Source organism: Indolivaga alginatilytica, assembly GCF_003201355.1.
In the GTDB taxonomy this organism is placed as follows: Bacteria; Bacteroidota; Bacteroidia; order Bacteroidales; family Dysgonomonadaceae; genus Dysgonomonas_A; species Dysgonomonas_A alginatilytica.
In genome coordinates this window covers 1-18,972 of the sequence record NZ_QICL01000031.1, presented here as the reverse complement: position 1 = coordinate 18,972, position 18,972 = coordinate 1, and the positions used below count along the sequence as shown (strand labels likewise).

At 37.2% G+C, this 18,972-nt stretch carries 14 protein-coding genes and 1 pseudogene; 8 read left to right on the top strand and 7 right to left on the bottom strand.

The annotated features are described in order from the left end of the window. Positions 1 to 166 precede the first annotated feature (166 nt). The 3 genes from CLV62_RS17885 to CLV62_RS17875 all read right to left on the bottom strand — a co-directional run bounded on the left by CLV62_RS17885 (position 167) and on the right by CLV62_RS17875 (position 5,077). Entirely contained in the window at positions 167 to 1,561 is a 1,395-nt protein-coding gene (locus CLV62_RS17885; protein ID WP_110312145.1) for a site-specific integrase, read from the bottom strand. A 244-nt stretch (positions 1,562 to 1,805) separates the two neighbouring features. Beyond that, the gene (locus CLV62_RS17880) at positions 1,806 to 2,639 is read right to left on the bottom strand and encodes a hypothetical protein (protein ID WP_110312144.1); all 834 of its coding nucleotides are present in this window, start codon (positions 2,637 to 2,639) and stop codon (positions 1,806 to 1,808) included. Positions 2,640 to 3,109: 470 nt separating this feature from the next. Further along, positions 3,110 to 5,077 (bottom strand): glycoside hydrolase family 97 protein, encoded by a 1,968-nt coding sequence (locus CLV62_RS17875; RefSeq protein ID WP_245904120.1) that lies wholly within the window; start codon positions 5,075 to 5,077, stop codon positions 3,110 to 3,112. Between the two features lie 606 nt (positions 5,078 to 5,683). Between CLV62_RS17875 and CLV62_RS17870 the strand changes: the two genes are divergently transcribed. From CLV62_RS17870 to CLV62_RS17835, 8 genes are all read left to right on the top strand, one after another. Beyond that, positions 5,684 to 7,018: a sigma-54-dependent transcriptional regulator gene (locus CLV62_RS17870; RefSeq protein WP_110312142.1), complete on the top strand. Its 1,335-nt coding sequence runs from the start codon at positions 5,684 to 5,686 to the stop codon at positions 7,016 to 7,018. 276 nt (positions 7,019 to 7,294) lie between these two features. After that, positions 7,295 to 7,372, top strand: coding sequence for a potassium-transporting ATPase subunit F (locus CLV62_RS17865; protein WP_110312183.1), 78 nt, complete (start codon positions 7,295 to 7,297; stop codon positions 7,370 to 7,372). A 46-nt stretch (positions 7,373 to 7,418) separates the two neighbouring features. Beyond that, on the top strand, positions 7,419 to 9,110 hold the full coding sequence (gene kdpA / locus CLV62_RS17860; protein WP_110312141.1) for a potassium-transporting ATPase subunit KdpA: 1,692 nt from the start codon (positions 7,419 to 7,421) through the stop codon (positions 9,108 to 9,110). 15 nt (positions 9,111 to 9,125) lie between these two features. Next, positions 9,126 to 11,156 (top strand): potassium-transporting ATPase subunit KdpB, encoded by a 2,031-nt coding sequence (gene kdpB, locus CLV62_RS17855; RefSeq protein WP_110312140.1) that lies wholly within the window; start codon positions 9,126 to 9,128, stop codon positions 11,154 to 11,156. A gap of 27 nt (positions 11,157 to 11,183) precedes the next feature. Further along, positions 11,184 to 11,744, top strand: coding sequence for a K(+)-transporting ATPase subunit C (locus CLV62_RS17850; RefSeq protein ID WP_110312139.1), 561 nt, complete (start codon positions 11,184 to 11,186; stop codon positions 11,742 to 11,744). A gap of 8 nt (positions 11,745 to 11,752) precedes the next feature. Continuing rightward, positions 11,753 to 12,880, top strand: coding sequence for a sensor protein KdpD (locus tag CLV62_RS17845; RefSeq protein ID WP_110312138.1), 1,128 nt, complete (start codon positions 11,753 to 11,755; stop codon positions 12,878 to 12,880). Beyond that, positions 12,877 to 14,610, top strand: a complete 1,734-nt coding sequence (locus CLV62_RS17840; RefSeq protein WP_110312137.1) for a sensor histidine kinase — start codon at positions 12,877 to 12,879, stop codon at positions 14,608 to 14,610. The genes CLV62_RS17845 and CLV62_RS17840 overlap by 4 nt, the downstream gene beginning before the upstream one ends. 66 nt (positions 14,611 to 14,676) lie before the next feature. Then, positions 14,677 to 15,192 carry a hypothetical protein gene (locus CLV62_RS17835; protein WP_110312136.1) on the top strand — a complete coding sequence of 172 codons (516 nt, stop codon included), beginning with the start codon at positions 14,677 to 14,679 and terminating at the stop codon, positions 15,190 to 15,192. Positions 15,193 to 15,288: 96 nt separating this feature from the next. Here CLV62_RS17835 and CLV62_RS17830 read toward each other — a convergent pair whose 3' ends face one another. The 4 genes and pseudogenes from CLV62_RS17830 to CLV62_RS17815 form a co-directional block, all read right to left on the bottom strand. Continuing rightward, a complete protein-coding gene (locus CLV62_RS17830) occupies positions 15,289 to 16,779 on the bottom strand; it encodes a UxaA family hydrolase (RefSeq protein ID WP_317048092.1) in 1,491 nt (496 codons plus the stop codon). Then, a complete protein-coding gene (locus CLV62_RS17825) occupies positions 16,773 to 17,195 on the bottom strand; it encodes an HIT family protein (protein WP_110312134.1) in 423 nt (140 codons plus the stop codon). The genes CLV62_RS17830 and CLV62_RS17825 overlap by 7 nt, the downstream gene beginning before the upstream one ends. Positions 17,196 to 17,287: 92 nt before the next feature. Continuing rightward, on the bottom strand, positions 17,288 to 18,727 hold the full coding sequence (locus tag CLV62_RS17820; protein WP_110312133.1) for a tagaturonate reductase: 1,440 nt from the start codon (positions 18,725 to 18,727) through the stop codon (positions 17,288 to 17,290). Positions 18,728 to 18,768: 41 nt separating this feature from the next. Next, positions 18,769 to 18,972: pseudogene (locus tag CLV62_RS17815) on the bottom strand (MFS transporter); the annotation flags it as partial.

Here is an 18,972-nt window from a genome sequence, read left to right as displayed (position 1 = left end):
ACAATTTTAAAGAGTTTGAGGTGTATTCTATGCCTTATGATGCTATGTTCGGATAATATACCTCCGATTATAGCCAATAAAAGTATTGTCCGTAGGATATCCGACAGATAAATAATTGATCACTAAAGGTTAAGTGTGAGAGTATGTGGTTTGTATACTGCTCTTTTTAGGAGGCTGTATGAAAACAGGGCGATCCGGTGACTATACCCGTGATCAGGTCGCTGGCATGGTCGACAACATTCTGGTCGAGGGAGGCGAGGTAGGTATAGGTCATCTTTTCACTGCTGTGTCCGAGTCCTTCGCTGATGACCCACAGGGGCAGGTTCTCCCGCTTGGCGAGGGTTGCCCAGCTGTGTCGGGCGACGTGGGTGGAGAGTACCGGACTCACACTCTCGAGTTTGGCTAATGCCGAGAGTTTCTTCAACCGGCTGTTTTGTAAACGTAAGCCGCTTTCGTATTGCAGGCGGTGGGATTTGTTCTGGTCTTTGATAATGGGAAAGACATACGGGGAGCCGATGACTTCCGGGGAGAAGCTGTCGATGATTTCCTGCATGGGAGCGGTTACTTTGAGCCTGATCAGTCCGCCTGTCTTTTTGCGGTAGTAGCTGATAGTACCTGAGCGGATGTTTTCTTTGCGCAGGTAAGCCAGATCGACAAAGCTCATCCCCCGGGCATGGAAGCTGAAAAAGAACAGGCGTTTGGCTTGGTCTAGTCCTGCGTTTGTTTGTATTGTTTTTAATTGATCGGATGTTGTTGTCTGTGATTCGCCTTGGGGCATAGCGGTAAGATCCAGTGCGTTCAGTCGTTGAATCTCATCCATACTCAAGGCTCTTTTTTGAGTCTTTTGAATAGCGGTATAAACTTCCTTGAAGGGATTCTTTACCTTGGCTTGGATGTGCTTGTCGGCGATGGCTTTGTTGTAGATGGCTCTCAAGTTACGCATATAAAAGGAAATCGTATTGGGTGTTTTGCCTTTTTGTTTCATGTCTTTTTCGAAGTCTTTGATCAGGCAGTTGTTGATGTGTTTCAGGGGGATGTCTTTTCCTTTGTTGAAGGCGACAAGTCCTCGGGCTACGGTGCGGTAGGCTCGGGCGGTGCGTTCCTGCTCGGAGCGAATCAGGCTCAGGGCTTGTTTTTCGACATAGCAGAGCAGTTTGTCACTGTCGTGGGCAAGGCGGTAATTGCCTGTGATGTCTTCGATGGTATAGCGTCCTTGTTCTTCGAAGGTGTCTATGATGTCCTGAAGGGTGTTGCAGGCGAGCTTCATGTGTTCTTCGGCTTGTTGCAGGTGTTTGATACGAGGGGATTTGGAATCGGGGTGTTTGATACGGCGGGTTTTATTGTCCCATTCGTTCGGGTAGAGCTTAAAGGGGGTGGTCAGACTCCGGGATCTACGTTCGTGGGTGATGCGAAGGCAGAGGCTGCCGGCATGTTCGCCGCCTTTGGTGGAACGACGCAGGAAAAAGGTAAGGGTGGCCATAGGTTTGGATTTTGGGGTTAATTGTTTTTTTTGAATAATAGTCAGTAATTTGAAATCAAAGGTAAAGGTTTTTTTGACCATGACCCGTTTCTGCGAAACGATATTAAGGGGATAAGGTGGAGAAAAAACTACGCCAAGGTGATATTTGTGTGAAAAAAAATGTGTGATTATCGCAATATCACTTATATTTGTTTTGTGATTGAGTTATTTGAATAGGAAGCAATTCAATGCAGACTAAAGTGCTTCGCTCCTTTCTATATCGTTACCCTTTGACTCTTCTCTTCTAGGCAAACTACTGATAATTAGTGAGTAATACGGGAATCTTTTATTGCCATCCCGGTCTGTCGTGTAATTGATACCATGTAGTCCCATTGGCTCTGCCTCCATTTGGCATTAGGTTGAAACCATATCTGTTGGTAGTACCTTCAAACCAGTATACTTTGTCGCCATCACTGGGACCCATATTATACGCCAACTTATTAGTTAACCAGGTTTTGGTTTTTGCTTCCGGATTATCTTTTGCTAAAGGCCCTAATTGATGACGAACGTGTATTTCGTTAACCGCGATCACATCGGGTTCGATCATTCCGAATAATTGTTTAAAATCGTCTACTGTAGGAAGTCCCCATCTGGAGTCTTTTACATTGTTTACCGAAGCTGCAAAAGCTGCCTCCATCGGTTGTATAAATTGTCCGACCCAGTTTCCAAATATACTCTGAGCATGGTAATATGCACCATAGTTCTCATTGAAGTCATTGTGATTCCAAGCTCCCATATCGGTTATCTGGAATTTATCTTTAGGCAATCCCATATGACCTAAATATTTGTCCAATTGAGGTTGTGTAGGGAGATACTGTGCAACTTCTTCCCACCAGTTATTCCAGTCTCCTCCCAACTGCCATTGGGTTGCTTTGGTATTAGAGAAGTTCCTGTTTACCCAATAGTATTCTCCAATACGGACAATTCCATAGTTTTTCACATCTGTAATGTAAGGACTAACCGGATTTCCCTTGGCTGAAGTTTGAGAACTGACCTTTAATGTTAGTGGCTGCGTGTCTCGTCCCGTTTTGTGGGGGTAGGGCGAGCCGTCATTCTGTACTTGCGCTTTTCCTGCCAACGATAGGAGGAATATTAACGCACAAAAATAACATTTCTTCATAATTTTTTTGTGTTAAAGTGGATAATACATGGATCTATAATCCTATTGTCTAGTTTAGTCTTTGTGTCTAATATTATTTTCGTCTATCCGTATCGTATGTGTTAAAGCCGAAGGTTGAGCTATGTTCTGTCATGTATTCAACCGAAAGAATAAATATATCTACAAAGCAATTATAGATATTTTAGCATAAAAATATATAAAATAAATAAACGAACCTAATTTTGCTGATAAATAGGTTCTCTATTAAAATGCAGATAGTCATCATTCTAAAAATTGATGTAATTTTTAGAAGATATTTATATGTTTAATTTTCAGCAATTTATGGTTTCTGTTTCTTTGAGGATATACTCTGTTTATGTAATGATCTTATAATCTATTGTTTACATGTAATTATGCTGGTGAAACCAAAAAAGGGTCATCCAAAACGAAAAACCCTTTTTTGAAATCATATTGGTCTTATTACCTTTCCATTATTTGTAAATTTTCATAACATAGCCGCCAGCTGATGCCATTGGTAGTTGAAGTTTTCTATTTGCAGGTATGTCAATTATTTCTTTCTTATAATCGTGTCCCGATCTGTTGGCATTAATACCATCTTTAAAGACTTCAGCCTTATAATTACCTTCACCTAAAAACGAAAGATCAATGTCGAGAGCTCTGGCATCCCAATTGGTTAAGGAGCCTACATACCAGATATTATCCTTCTTGCGTGCAATAGTAATATATTCACCTATTTTTCCGTTCAAAGCTATTGTATTATCCCATATAGTCGGCACATTGGCAATAAACTCAGTACATTCCTTTTCCAGCATATAATTAGATGGATTATCACATAGCATATTTAATGGAGATTCAAATATTATGTATTCCGCTAACTGACGGCATCGTGTTCCTTGGCTCATCGGTTCACTGTTAACCGGACGGTAGTTCCCTTTACTTGCATTGCGCATCGCTCCCTGAGTATAGTCCATCGGACCGGCTACCATTCTGATAAATGGTACGGTTACGTCATAAGTCACTTGATCGACACTTTCGGGAGACCACTTCATTTGCTCTAAACCATGTACTCCTTCGAAGTTGATAACATTAGGGAATGTTCTCTGCAATCCTGTTGGTTTATAAGTCCCATGATAATCGAGCAACATATGATGTTTTGCTGCAATTTCAGCAGCACGATAATGAAAATCAACCATAGGCTGATCATCTCTATCCATAAAGTCAACTTTAAAACCTTTGATTCCCATTTCAGAATAATGTTTGCAAATACCTTCAATATCTTTATTAAAGGCATAATACCCTGCCCATAGTATTAGTCCTACATTTTTTTTATTGGCATGATCTACTAATTCCTTTAAATCTATTGCGGGTACTACTTGATATAAGTCGGCTTGTAAATTAACAGCCCATCCTTCATCTAGTATTACATATTCAATACCATGATCCGAAGCAAAATCAATGTAATATTTATACGTTTCATTGTTAATACCTGATTTGAAGTCGACATTAAATAAATTCCAATCATTCCACCAATCCCAAGCTACTTTACCGGGTTTTATCCACGATATATCTGTCACTTTATTAGGTGTTGCAAGCTTATATACCATATCGTTGTCAGCTAAATCGTGGTCGTTTTCAGAAACGATAAGAGTACGCCATGGAAAGTTGTTTGCTCCATTACACTTAGCTATATATGGTTCTTGCGATTGTACTTCGCCTTGTAACATATTGTGCCCGCCTTGTTTAATTTCTTTAGGGTAGGGGGCGAATACACCTGTAAGGTTATTTGAACCGTCACTGTTATATAGGTACATCCCCGGATAACTTGTTAGATCGGCTTCGGTGATACATATTTTTTTGCCTTTGGGTGCTTCTACAACCAAGGGTAGAAAAGCGAGACGTTTTTTGTCCCATTGAGATATATTGATGTGTTGGTAAGTGTTTTCAAACGAATTGTAAAACTGTTTTTCGAGAGGTTCTTTAATTCTCTGTACATATGGAATATATGCTTTTTCATCTTTAGGAAAGTTGAAAATAGCTTGTTCTTCTTTTACCTCGAATGGCTTTTTCAAATTCGAAACGAAACGATATGCGATACCATCGTTATATGCTCTGAATATAATATTGAACCCTTCCTTAAATTTCAGGTTCAATTCGTTATAATTATCAGTTATTTCTTTCTTCTTATAAATTGAAGCAGCTATTGTCTGGTTGACTGTTTTTGTTGATGAGCCTGACAGCTTTGAATTCACTCCGAAAGATGTTCCATCGGTAAGAACCATTGATATGGGTGAGTTTTTCAACATTAAATCACCATCATGTTCCAAAGAGTATTCAATAATATTACCTACTGATACATTCACTTTGAGCTTGCCGTTTGGTGACTGCACTGTAAAGGGCTTTTGTGCGAGAGTTGTAATGCTTGAGCAGATAAAACACATGACTAATAATAGGACGTAAGACTTGTGAGCGCTTTTCATAGTTGTATGTATTAAAAGATTACTTATAGTTGATATTGTCAAGAGATACAAATTTAATAAACTAATTATATTATTCATGCAGTGTGATTTCTTTAAAAGGATAAGCACCTCAAACTTCTAATAAGGTGACGTTTGTTACAAAAGTTTCAATAAGTAATCAATAAGGTGACGAATGTGACTGCAAAGTGTTACTTTTTTATGTTGTGTAATTATCTGGATATCAATAATAAGTAATTGAAAAGGTTACAAAAGTAACAAAAGTAACACTTTTTCACGGGCTTTATTTTCTCTCCATTGTTGTTACTTTTTCGTTATAGGGACGTATTGCGCACAGCTGTTTACTAAATGACCTTTTATGAGTCGGGTGTATGCAATATTCCCCTACAAGTGACTAGTTTACATATAGATAAAATAATCCGATTATTTAAGAGCCTGTTTAAATTTTATTGTTCTCTTTTTTGAGACTGATTTTGAGATAGATTCCTCACTTTATACAAGGAAGAAGAGAATCGCTATAAGACGTAAAAAAAACGTATTTTTACATCCGAATCAATTACTCTTTATATAGTGAAAAAAATACTATTGATAGATGATGAAGAGAAGCTTCGCAAACTGATGGCTCGAATCATAGAGCTGGAAAAATTTCAGGTTTTTCAAGCAGAAGATGCAACAACCGCTTTAAAAAAGATAGAGCAGCAAGATTTTGATGCCATTATTTGTGATGTGAAGTTGCCCGATGCCAATGGTGTGGAACTTATTCAACAAATAAAAAAGATACAACCCCTTACGGAAGTAATTCTCTTGACTGCTTATGGTAATATTCCCGATGGAGTACAAGCTATAAAGAACGGAGCATTCGATTATATAACTAAAGGTGATGATAATAACCGTATTATTCCACTGTTGTATCGGGCACTTGAAAAAACAGAATTGTCGAAACGAGTCACTCAGCTTGAACAAAAAGTAGAACAGAAATATTCGTTCGACAATATTATAGGTACATCCAAAGTGATATTGAGTGTCATTGATATGAGCCGTAAAGTAGCCGCTACCGATACAACTGTTTTATTGACAGGTGAAACAGGTACAGGTAAAGAAGTTTTTGCACAAGCTATTCATTATGGAGGAAACAGAAGGAATAAATCGTTTGTAGCCATTAATTGCTCTGCTTTCAGTAAAGATTTATTGGAGAGTGAATTATTTGGGCATAAAGCAGGTGCATTTACAGGAGCACTAAAAGATAAAAAAGGATTGTTTGAAGAAGCTAATTTCGGAACTATCTTTTTGGATGAGATTGGCGAAATGCCGCTGGATTTGCAAGCTAAAATATTGAGAGTTCTCGAAACTAAAGAGTTTATCAAGATAGGAGAGACTAAACCCACAAAGGTTGATGTGAGGATAATAGCTGCTACCAATAGAGAACTGGATAAAGAAATAGAGAACGGTCAATTTCGGAGCGATTTGTATTATCGTCTATCTGTGTTCCAAATAGCACTTCCCTCACTAAGAGATAGAGTAGAGGATATTAAGTTGTTTGTAAATGATTTTGCTCCCGTTTTTGCTGCAAAAATGAATAAGCGAATAAAACTTCTATCTCCCGAATATATTAAAACATTGGAGCAGAATACATGGAAAGGCAATATTCGTGAACTCCGAAATATTATAGAACGTAGTATTATTTTAGCTGATGAGGATGTGTTGACTGTCGACTGTCTTCCTTTTGAATTGCAGCAATCTAATATCTCGGATAATGCCACTTCATCTTTATCGATGACGAATATAGAAAAGGCACATATCCGAAAAGTATTGAATTATACAAAAGGGAATAAAGCCGAGGCTGCCCGATTATTAGAAATAAGTATTGCTACTTTGTATCGAAAAGTAGAAGAATATAAACTATAAATACAATCCTGTAATTCTCGTTTTGAGAAGGAGCCTATCATTTTGATAGGCTTTTTTTATATCCTCATTTTTAGGGAAATATGTAAAAGTCAACTATTCAGCAACTTGATTCTATATCATCTTTGTTGGCACAAGATTGGCATATATACTCATGTGATATTATGGATGTTGAATTTAAAAAGAAGAAAATGCAGGTTGTAATTCTAATAATGGTGGCAATGGCTTGTTTTGCCCTTTTCTATAAATCAATTAAATGGTTCAATAAAATTTAAAGTTATGTTATACTTATTCGTTATCGCAATTGTAGTTTTAGGTTATATGGTGTATGTATTGCTACACCCCGAAAAGTTTTAATGTCAATCAAAATAACAAAAAGGTCTCAGACCTAAAAGAATAAAAAATGAACACTGAAATACTTGGTATAATAACAACATTCTTAATCGCAGTGGCACTAGCCATACCTTTTGGGAAATATATTTCAAAAGTCTATGAAGGAAGTAAAACTTGGCTCGATCCGCTCTTTAATCCAATAGAAAGAATCATTTTCAAAATAGGAGGAATAAATCCCTTAAAGGAGATGACGTGGAAACAGCACTTATCAGCCTTGTTGACAATCAACTTAGTTTGGTTTCTTATTAGTATGGCTTTATTGATGACTCAACAATGGCTGCCGCTTAATCCCGATGGAAACCCGAATATGTCGCCCGACTTGGCTTTTAATACATCTATTTCGTTTCTTGTGAATTGCGATTTACAACATTATTCAGGCGAAACGGGAGTTAGCTACTTTAGCCAGATCTGGCTTATGTTTCTGCAATTTGTAAGTGCAGGGACAGGAATGGCTGCCGCTGCTATCCTATTCAAGGCATTCAGAGAAAAGAGTACCGATCAGTTGGGTAACTTCTATAATTTTTTGGTGAAATCGTGCCTCAGAATACTATTGCCTGTATCTTTTATACTGGCATTGATTTTAGTATTTAACGGTACACCAATGACTTTTGAAGGAAAGGATACTATGACAACTCTACAAGATGGGCATACAGTTGATGTATCAAGAGGCCCTGCTGCTGCCTTTATTGCTATTAAGCATGTGGGTACGAATGGCGGTGGATTTTTTGGAAGTAATTCGGCTCATCCGTTTGAAAACCCCAACTATTTGACTTTTATGGTGCAGATGATCGGACAGTTAATTATTCCACTATCAATGATCTTTGCCTTTGGATATTTTATAAGACGTAAAAAACTATCGTGGATGATCTTCGGAGTTATGACTATCGGTTTTCTCCTGTTAGTTACTCCTAATATCCTTTTAGAACAGAATGGAAATCCGGCTATAACATCCATGGGGGTAGATAATTCATTGGGAGCAATGGAGGGGAAAGAAGTTCGCTTCGGTGCAGCTTCCTCAGGATTTTGGAGTATTGTAACTACGGTTATCTCCACAGGATCTGTAAATGCGATGCACGACAGTACGATGCCTCTATCGGGAATGAATCAACTGCTGGCAATGATGGTCAATGCCTTTTATGGAGGATGTGGAGTCGGTCTACTCAATTTCTTTATATTCATTATTCTGGCAGTGTTTATCAGTGGATTGATGGTCGGACGTACTCCTGAATTTCTAGGGAAAAAGATCGAGGCTCGGGAAATGAAGATCGCCATGATTATAGCTTTGCTGCATCCTTTCCTTATTCTTACAGCAACTGCTTTAGCAACTGCATTTTCTCAATTTACAGCTTCAACATTGAACAATCCGGGATTTCATGGTTTTAGCGAGATGCTTTATGAATATACCTCTTCAGCAGCCAATAATGGTAGCGGATTCGAAGGTCTGGGAGATAATACACCTTGGTGGAATATCAGTACAGGTATAGTATTACTGTTATCTCGTTTCCTCCCGATTATAGGACCAGTAGCTATTGCCGGATTATTAGCGAGTAAAAAATATATTCCCGAAGGTGCAGGAACGCTAAAGACCGATACTTCGACTTTCGGACTTATGGTATTTGCTGTAATAGCCATCATCGCGGCTCTGGCTTTTTTCCCTGCTTTGACTTTGGGACCCATTGCCGAACATTTTTCATTGTACTAATTATATACATACGAAATGAAATCAAATAATCCCTCACTGTTTCAAAAAGCTTTATTGAAAGATGCATTGAAACATTCATTTATAAAGCTCAATCCTAAAGATCTTTTCCGTAATCCGGTTATGTTTACCGTGTGGATCGGAACAGTTATCATGTTATTTGTTTGCCTTAGTACCCTGTTTGGTAATACTTCACAAGGCAATTTAGGGTATAATATTGTTGTTTTTGTAGTCCTTTTTCTGACTCTTTTGTTTGCCAATTTTGCTGAGGCTATTGCCGAAGCCAGAGGGAAAGCTCAGGCGGACAATCTTCGTAAAACAAGAGAAGAAACTCCTGCTAAATTATTAGATGATCGAGGAGAGTGGTCAATAGTGCAATCGTCATCGTTAAATAAAGGACAAGTATTCTTTTGCGAAGCAGGCGATATAATACCTGCCGACGGCGAAATAATAGAAGGCTTAGCAACTATTGATGAAAGTGCCATTACGGGAGAATCTGCACCCGTTATCCGAGAATCGGGAGGCGATAAAAGCAGCGTTACAGGAGGCACAAAAGTATTGTCCGACAGAATAAAAGTGATAGTGACTACTCAACCCGGAGAAAGCTTTCTCGATAAAATGATTGCTTTGGTAGAAGGTGCGAGCCGACAAAAAACACCCAATGAAATAGCTTTAACTATATTACTGGCAGGCTTTACGCTTGTCTTTATTATCGTGTGCGTAACATTAAAACCATTTGCCGATTACGCAAATACACCTATCACCATAGCAGCATTTATTTCGTTGTTTGTATGTTTAATTCCCACTACTATCGGAGGTTTATTATCAGCCATAGGTATTGCAGGAATGGATAGGGCATTAAGAGCAAATGTAATTACCAAAAGTGGCAAGGCTGTAGAAACAGCAGGAGATATAGATGTCCTCTTGTTAGACAAAACGGGGACTATTACCATTGGAAATCGTAAAGCGACCTCCTTTTATCCGGCATTGAATGTAAATGAAAATCAATTTAAGAACGCAGCAATACTAAGCTCTATCTCAGATGAAACACCCGAAGGTAAATCAATTATTGAATTGGCAAATGTTAGATTGTCTGATTATGATATCTCCTCTTCACAATTCAGGTTTATAAAATTTACAGCCGAAACCCGATGTTCGGGTGTTGATGTAGGTGATACACGCATTCGTAAAGGAGCATCTGACTCAATACGAAATCTGGTGGAGAAAGCAGGAAATACATTTCCAAGTGAAATAGATGAAAAAGTGAAATTTATATCTAACAAAGGAGGAACTCCATTGGTTGTTTCAGTAGATGAAAAAGTAGTCGGAGTAATTGAACTTCAGGATATTATTAAACCTGCTATACGCGAGCGTTTTGAGCGTTTACGTAAGATGGGTATAAAAACAGTGATGGTTACAGGAGATAATCCATTGACTGCAAAGTATATTGCTGAAGCAGCAGGTGTGGACGATTTTATTGCTGAAGCAAAGCCCGAAGATAAGATGAACTATATCAAAAAAGAGCAAGCCGAAGGACGTTTAGTGGCTATGATGGGCGATGGAACTAATGATGCTCCCGCTTTGGCTCAGGCAGATGTAGGCGTTGCCATGAATAGCGGAACCGAGGCAGCCAAAGAAGCAGGAAATATGGTCGATTTAGATAATGATCCGACTAAACTGATCGAAGTAGTGGAAATCGGGAAGCAACTATTAATGACGAGAGGTACACTTACTACTTTCAGTATTGCAAACGATGTGGCTAAATATTTTGCCATAATCCCTGCATTGTTCATAGCGTCTATTCCTGCATTGCAAGGCTTGAATGTAATGAAATTGCATAGTCCGGAGAGTGCTATCCTGTCGGCAGTAATCTTTAATGCGATAATTATACCCATACTTATTCCCTTAGCATTGAAAGGTGTATCTTATAAACCGATTGGTGCATCGGCTTTATTGCGACGAAATTTGTTTATATATGGACTGGGCGGTATAATTGTTCCTTTTATCGGAATAAAGCTTATAGATATGCTAGTCTCACTGTTTTTCTAAGTTTAATCTTCAAGTATAAAAAATAAAATGAAAAAAGATATTATATCGGCTATCCGATTAACGGTAGCCACAATTATACTTTTCGCAGTTGTTTATCCTGTTTGCGTATGGGGCATTGCACAGCTTGCTCCTAATAGCGGAAAAGGCGAAATTATAGAGTATGCAGGCAATACATACTATAGTAATATCGGGCAATCATTTACAAGTGATAAGTATTTTCAGTCACGTCCTTCTGCCGTAAATTACAATGCAGCAGGATCGGGGGGAAGCAACAAAGCTCCTTCAAATAGTGAATATCTTGAAACTGTAAAAGCTCGGATTGATACTTTTCTAATAAATAATCCCAGCATTCAAAAAAATGAAATTCCTGTTGATTTAATAACTGCAAGTGCAAGTGGACTCGATCCAAATATTTCGGTGCAAGCTGCCCATATTCAGGTGAAGCGTATTGCTAAAGTACGTGGACTATCTGAAACAGATGTGCAAAAACTGGTTGATGAACAAATCGAAAAACCATTGTTAGGATTATTTGGAACAGAAAAGATTAATGTATTGAAATTAAATATAGCTCTTGATACATTTAGATAAGTTTGTATATGGTAGATGAAAGAGAAAATAATGTTCAGCATTTCCTGAATCTGATAAAGAAATCAAAACAAGGAAAATTTAAAGTCTACATCGGTATGATAGCCGGTGTAGGCAAAACCTATCGTATGCTTCAGGAGGCACACATTCTACAAGAAAGTGGTATAGATATTAAGATCGGCTATATTGAAACGCATGGTAGAAAAGAAACGGCAGCTCAGTTGGAAGGATTACCGATAATTGCCCGAAGGAAAATTTTCTATAAAGGAAAAGAGCTTGAAGAACTTGATGTACAAACAATATTGAATCTTCACCCCGAAGTTGTTATTATTGACGAGTTAGCTCATACAAATATCGAAGGCAGCAAAAATGAAAAACGCTGGCAGGATGTATTAGAGATTCTTGAAGCAGGTATCAATGTAATAAGTGCCGTGAATGTTCAGCACATCGAAAGCCTAAATGAAGAGGTCAAAAGAATCACAGGAATTGAGGTTGCAGAACGTATTCCCGATCGTATAATAATGATGGCGGATGAGGTTGTAAATATCGACCTTACGGCAGAAGACTTGATCTCCCGTTTAAAGGAAGGTAAAATATATCCCACCGATAAAATACGTTCAGCCTTAGATAATTTTTTCAAGAGCGAGCATATTCTCCGATTAAGAGAGTTGGCTCTTAAGGAAGTAGCTAGTCATGTTGTGCGTAAAGCCGATAGCGAAGCACCAAATGCAACGCCCGGCAAGCATATGACATTTATGGCATGCATTGGCAGCAATGGTAAGAAAGCGAATAATATAATCAGAAAAACAGCACGTCAGGCAGGCTATTATAATGGTGAGTGGTATGTTTTGTATGTGCAGCGACCTCAGGAGAGTCTCGATAAAATAGCGTTGGATAGTCAGCGAAAGTTGATTAATAGTTTTAAATTAGCTGTCGAATTAGGTGGACAGGTTATACAAGTAAAACACACAAGTATACCAAAAGCTATTGTGGAACAAGCTATAAAAATGAATATTTCGACTGTATGTATCGGGATGCCTCATTTGCATTGGTTTCGTATGATATTACAAACCAGACCAATGAATGAATTATTGAAAACGTTAAAGGCAGAGGAAATTGATTTAATTATCTTATCATGAAAATAAAAACGAAATTGACATTCGGGGTTGGACTCCTTTTTTGCCTTATCATCCTCTTGGCAGGGGTGAGCATGTGGTATATTAATGAGTTGAAAAGAGACACGAATAATATATTGACAGCCAACTATAATACGATGGAATATTCGCGTAATATGCTATTGGCTTTAGATGAGATGAAGGATAACCCGAAAGCGGTCGCTAAGTTTGATAGTAACTTGGAAAAGCAATTGCATAACATGACCGAAAGGAATGAAAGTAATGTGACCTTAGATATTGCCGGGAGTTTTGAGAAACTTAAAGCCGATATGGCTAATGATACGATACAGGGATATATCCGCACAGATATTGCTAAGTTGATGGAGTTGAACATGGGAGCTATTGAACAGAAAAGCGAAATAGCCAATAATACTGCCGAAACAGCTATTGTTTGGATTGTTGTAACAGGTGCTCTATGTTTTCTTATAGCCTTCGGATTATTGATAAAGCTACCCAATAACATTGCAAAACCGATACGTGAACTAACCGAAAGTATCAGGCAGATTGCCAATCAGAATTATAGTCAACGGGTACATTTTGAGAGTCATAACGAATATGGTGATTTAGCTAAATCGTTTAATACGATGGCTGAAAAACTCGAAGAATATTCGAGTAGCCGACTGGAGAAAATCCTCAAGGAAAAGAAACGGGTGGAAACCCTCATCAATAATATGCACGATCCTGTTATCGGACTTGATGAAAACAAAGTTATCTTATTTGTAAATGATGAGGCACTGAAAATTACAGGTTTAACAAGAACTGAAATTTTAAATAAATCAGTTGTTGATATTGCTGTCAGTAACGATTTAATACGCACTCTTATTGTAGACATTATAAAACCGTTGAAAGAAACGGATAAGAAAGTACCTTTGAAAATCTATTCAGATAATAAAGAATCTTATTTCGAAAAAGAGATAATCAATATAGAAGTTACGCCAACAGGGGAGGAGAGAAGCGAATTGATTGGCTATGTAATCCTGCTGAAAAACATAACACCTTTCAAAGAGTTAGATTCAGCTAAAACTAATTTTATAGCTACTATATCGCATGAGTTGAAAACTCCTATTTCCTCTATAAAAATGAGTACACAATTGTTGGAACATCTCGAAACTGGTAAGCTAAACGATGAACAAAAGCAATTGGTAGATAGTATCAAAGATGATAGTTCACGACTCCTTAAGATCACAGGCGAATTACTGAATATGTCTCAAGTTGAAACGGGAAATATTCAATTGAATATACAAGCTACCGATCCACGTATCATTTTACAGTATGCAATTGATACAACCAAAATTCAAGCCGATCAAAAGCAAGTTATACTTAAACCGGATATTGAAGAGGATATTCCTTTTGTCAATGCTGATGCTGAGAAAACAGCATGGGTTATGACTAATTTTTTGACGAATGCAATCCGATATTCAATCGAAAAGAGTGAAGTAATTATTTCGCTGAGAAAGCATCCCAACGGAGTTCTCTTTTCAGTAAAAGATACGGGAAAAGGTATTGATGGTCGGTACAAGAAGAAGATATTCGAGAGGTATTTTCAAGTTCCGGGCAGTTCTAAATCGGGAACAGGATTAGGGCTGGCAATCAGTAAAGAATTTATCGAAACACAAGGCGGTTCTATTGATGTAGAAACGGCTCAGGGTATGGGAAGTACATTTTTCTTTATTTTGCCAAGTGTAACAAAATAAAAAAAGTATGTATGGAAAAAAGGATATATTATTCTCTAATTAATATAACTCTTAAATTAGATAATAATGAAATATCTGTACATATTGTTTTGCTTTGTATTAATTGGGTGTAGTAATAACAGACAAACATCGAATAGTAAAGCTGATGCTGTATCTAATAGTTCCTATTTCGAAATACATGATGGTGGGAGCGATCAGTATAATTCGAAAACAGGATCATTCACAAGACTTTATAAAAATGGGTTTAAGATCTATAAGGTTCTTCTAAGTGATAATGAAAAAGAATCTATTGATAGCCTATTTAAAGTCACTAATTTTCATGGTTTTCCACCAGAGTTTGCGATTGATTGGAAGAGTAATGGTGAAATTACAATGATAAGCCCAAGTTTTGAGACTTCTATTGAGTTGCGTGAAAAGGGTACTTGTAAAAAAGTTATTTTAGACTTTATAAATTTAAATAATCCTATAAATCATAAAGATAAAGCTTTAGAGTATGAAAAATTATACTTTGAGATTTGGAAAAGAATATGGGATAAGGACGAATATAAAAATATTCCGAAATCTGATTTCGAATATTTATAATATTTAATTTGAAAATAGTACTAAAAAAAGCATCTGCGAATTATTCACAGATGCTTTTTCTTTTAATCTAATATAAATAAGAGAGTGCTAAGAAGATTATAAAGTAACTCCAGTTTTGAATATTGCTATTTCTTTGAATCCTGTTTCTTCATGTTTCAGATGTTTTCCGTCACATGTTTGGATAATGAAATCGATAAACTCTTTAAGTACAGTTTCCATGCTTTTACCTTCAAGCAAAGTACCTGCATTAAAGTCTATCCAGTTTGTTTTAAAATTGTACAACTTCGAGTTGGTAGAAATCTTCATAGTCGGAACAAAAGATCCGAATGGAGTTCCTCTACCCGTTGTAAATAGTACGATCTGACAACCCGACATCGCTAATGCCGATGCTGCAACCAGATCATTACCCGGAGCATTTAATAAGTTCAAACCATGTTTAGTTACAGGTTGAGCATAGTCTAAAACATCTACAACCTCCGAATTTCCTCCCTTTTGAGTACAACCTAACGATTTATCTTCAAGTGTGGTTATACCACCTGCTTTGTTTCCCGGAGATGGGTTCTCGTATATTTCCTGATCGAATTTACGGAAATAGTTTTTGAAGTTATTTACCAGTAAAACAGTATCATTAAATACCTTTTCAGTTTGGGCTCTGTTCATTAATATTGTTTCAGCACCAAACATTTCAGGAACTTCGGTCAGAATACTTGTACCTCCCTGAGCAATTAACCAGTCAGATAATTGTCCCACCAGAGGATTGGCTGTAATACCAGAAAAACCATCACTACCACCGCATTTCAAACCAACTTTTAGTTTTGATAATGGAAGCTGTTCACGTTTATCTTTTCTCATTCTTTCAACCAACTCGCTCATCATTTCGAAGCCGGTTGCTATTTCATCTTGTACTTGTTGAGAGATAAGGAATTTTACACGTTCGTGATCCCATTCGCCCATGGCTACTTTGAAATCTGCTTGCTGATTGTTCTCACATCCAAGACTTAGTACTAATACACCACCTGCATTGGGGTGTTTAGCTAAAGCTGCTAAAGCTTTTTGAGTATTTGTATGGTCATCACCTAATTGAGAGCAACCATAATTATGTGTATATACACGTATATCATCAATATGAGAAACGTCTAGTTCTTTTTTTACACGTTCTATAATTGCCTGAGCTTGTCCGTTTACACAACCTACGGTTGGTACAATCCACAATTCGTTACGAATACCCATTTCTCCATTGTAACGCAAGTAGCCATTTATTGTAAGGTCACTTTTGGGGATATTCAGTTTAGGATGTACAGGTGCATACGAATATTGTAAGTTGTCATGCAAATTGGTTTTTACATTGTGAGTATGCACATGTTCTCCTGTCTTAATGTCTACAATTGCATGTCCGATCGGGTACCCATACTTCACGACATTTTCGTTTGTATTTATATTTTTGATGGCAAATTTATGCCCTGTTTCTATCGGGTTTTTGATTGTGATATTAACCCCATCAACTGATAGAACATCGCCTTCATTGAGGTTTTCTATCGCAACACAAACGTTGTCGTTTGGGTTTATTTTTAGATATTTATTCATGATTTTAATCTGGCTTTTATTAAGTTGATCATTTCAGTATATTCTGCATCAGACATATATACCTTCTGTGGATTCATTGCAAATATCGATCCGTAATCTGCTCCATCCACATATTTAGGAGCAAGATGTATATGTAAATGAGGCAATTTGTCAGAATAGGCCCCGTAATTTATTTTAGCAGGATTAAACAGGTCTTTTATAGTTCTGGCAACTAAGTTTACATCTTGCATAAACGAAAGAAGTTCTTGCCCTTTTAGTTCATATAATTCAGTAGCATGACCTTTATATGCTACAATGCATCGTCCTTTATATGTTTGTTCTTTAAATAGAAATACGGTTGAAACACTAAGTTCACATATTTCGATCATCAGATCTTTTTGAGTCTGATTTTTGGTACAGTACAAGCAATCATTATTCATGGCTCAGGCTAGTTTTTAGTTGGTAAAGCATAGAAGGATAACAAAAAATTACCCTTCTATGTTTCAAGTATTTATAATTCTATCAAAAATTATCAGTCTATAATACTTTTTAGAGCTTTAAGCATACCTTTGTCTAGTATAAGCTTCACGTCTTCAGAAACTTCTTCTCCAAATTCGGGTATCTCTGTGAAGTTTTCTTTCCACATTGTTTTGTTTTGTAGTATTCCTGATACCCATCCGTTTATGTCATACTCTTTGTAGGTAGATTTTATAAACTCGATAAATTCAGGAGTATCATTTGGAGTAAAACTCACTTCCGATTTTCCACTATACAATACTAAAAGTGCAGCAAATGAAAAAGTAGTCAATCTAGGTGATTTTCCTAACTTCTTATAATTATCATATACCGTTGGATAATCACGAGTCTCCCATTTAGAAATAGAGTTCAGTGAAATATCTTTCAGATAATGTTTCAGATAAGGATTATAGAAACGTTCCAATATTTTAGCTGCAAAAGCTTTCAATTCTTCCGGATCCTCGTCAATTGCAGGAAGTACTTCAGTAGCTACCATCTGATTGATATATTTTTCAACCTCAGGTGTATTAAAAGCATCCATAACCGTTTGGCATCCCAATTGCAAAGCAACAGGAACCATGGCTGTATGCGAACCGTTCAGAATACGAACTTTCTTTGCGCGGAAATCTTTTATATCATCCATGAAAAGAACATTCAATCCGGCTTTGTCTAAAGGCAATTTCTCTTTGATTATAGAATCACCACCGATAGCCCATACATGGAAATATTCACCTTTTACAACTAGGTTATCATCAAATCCTAGTTCCTCTTTTATCTCGTTGATATTTTCTTTGGGGAATCCGGGAACAATACGGTCTACCAATGTATCATAGAAGTGGCAAGCAGTATTGATCCAGTTGATGAAGCTTTCTTCTAACTTATTGTATTCAGCGTGCTTCAATATATATTCACGAAGAGTCGATCCGTTATCTTCGATCAATTCACAACAAATGATTAGTAAGCCTTTATTTGCATCCCCGTTAAATTTCTTGTAACGTTTATGTAATAAAGCAGTCATCTTCGCAGGGAACGATTTAGGAGGTGTTGCATTTAAATCATCACCTTCTTCGTAACGAATTCCTGCTTCGGTAGTGTTCGAAATAATCATTTCCAACTCATCACTCAAGAATAATTTTTCGTATTCTGCATATTGAGAATAAGGATTCAAGACTTCGTTAATACTTTTTACCAAAGTAACTTCTTTGACAGGTTTTTTGTCTTTGATTCCTTCCAGATAAACATGGTACATCGAATCTTGCTCGTTGAATATGTTAGCAACAAATTCTCCGCCTGCAATAGGTTGTACTGCTACAACTCCATGATTCATAACTCCTGCTTCATTAGCTTTGTGGATCATCCAATCTACAAAAGCTCTAAGGAAATTGCCTTCACCAAATTGAAGGATTTTTACAGGAAGTTCTTTTTTATCTACTGTTGTTTTATTTATTTTTTTCATTTATAGAGATTTCTATGGTTAGTTATATTTTTTCTTTTTTTTCACAGATCCGTAATCGGACTATATTTGGGTACAAGCGATTTCATAACCGTCCATCCGATCAGATACGCCACGGCACAAATCGAGAAGATAATAAAATAGCCGGCCTCCTCACCTTTGAATCCCATAAAGACCATCTGAGTCTCCCCTGCATGATCAAACAATACACCCGAACCCTTATTAATAAGGAACGAACCCACACCACC

What these genes read in the sequence shown, in the direction of transcription:
- CLV62_RS17880 (WP_110312144.1), bottom strand. Translation starts at nt 2,639, where the DNA reads ATGAAGAAATGTTATTTTTGTGCGTTAATATTCCTCCTATCGTTGGCA.
- CLV62_RS17885 (WP_110312145.1), bottom strand. Translation starts at nt 1,561, where the DNA reads ATGGTCAAAAAAACCTTTACCTTTGATTTCAAATTACTGACTATTATT.
- CLV62_RS17820 (WP_110312133.1), bottom strand. Translation starts at nt 18,727, where the DNA reads ATGAAAAAAATAAATAAAACAACAGTAGATAAAAAAGAACTTCCTGTA.
- kdpB (WP_110312140.1), top strand. Translation starts at nt 9,126, where the DNA reads ATGAAATCAAATAATCCCTCACTGTTTCAAAAAGCTTTATTGAAAGAT.
- CLV62_RS17875 (WP_245904120.1), bottom strand. Translation starts at nt 5,077, where the DNA reads ATGTGTTTTATCTGCTCAAGCATTACAACTCTCGCACAAAAGCCCTTT.
- CLV62_RS17850 (WP_110312139.1), top strand. Translation starts at nt 11,184, where the DNA reads ATGAAAAAAGATATTATATCGGCTATCCGATTAACGGTAGCCACAATT.
- CLV62_RS17825 (WP_110312134.1), bottom strand. Translation starts at nt 17,195, where the DNA reads ATGAATAATGATTGCTTGTACTGTACCAAAAATCAGACTCAAAAAGAT.
- CLV62_RS17865 (WP_110312183.1), top strand. Translation starts at nt 7,295, where the DNA reads ATGTTATACTTATTCGTTATCGCAATTGTAGTTTTAGGTTATATGGTG.
- CLV62_RS17845 (WP_110312138.1), top strand. Translation starts at nt 11,753, where the DNA reads ATGGTAGATGAAAGAGAAAATAATGTTCAGCATTTCCTGAATCTGATA.
- kdpA (WP_110312141.1), top strand. Translation starts at nt 7,419, where the DNA reads ATGAACACTGAAATACTTGGTATAATAACAACATTCTTAATCGCAGTG.
- CLV62_RS17840 (WP_110312137.1), top strand. Translation starts at nt 12,877, where the DNA reads ATGAAAATAAAAACGAAATTGACATTCGGGGTTGGACTCCTTTTTTGC.
- CLV62_RS17835 (WP_110312136.1), top strand. Translation starts at nt 14,677, where the DNA reads ATGAAATATCTGTACATATTGTTTTGCTTTGTATTAATTGGGTGTAGT.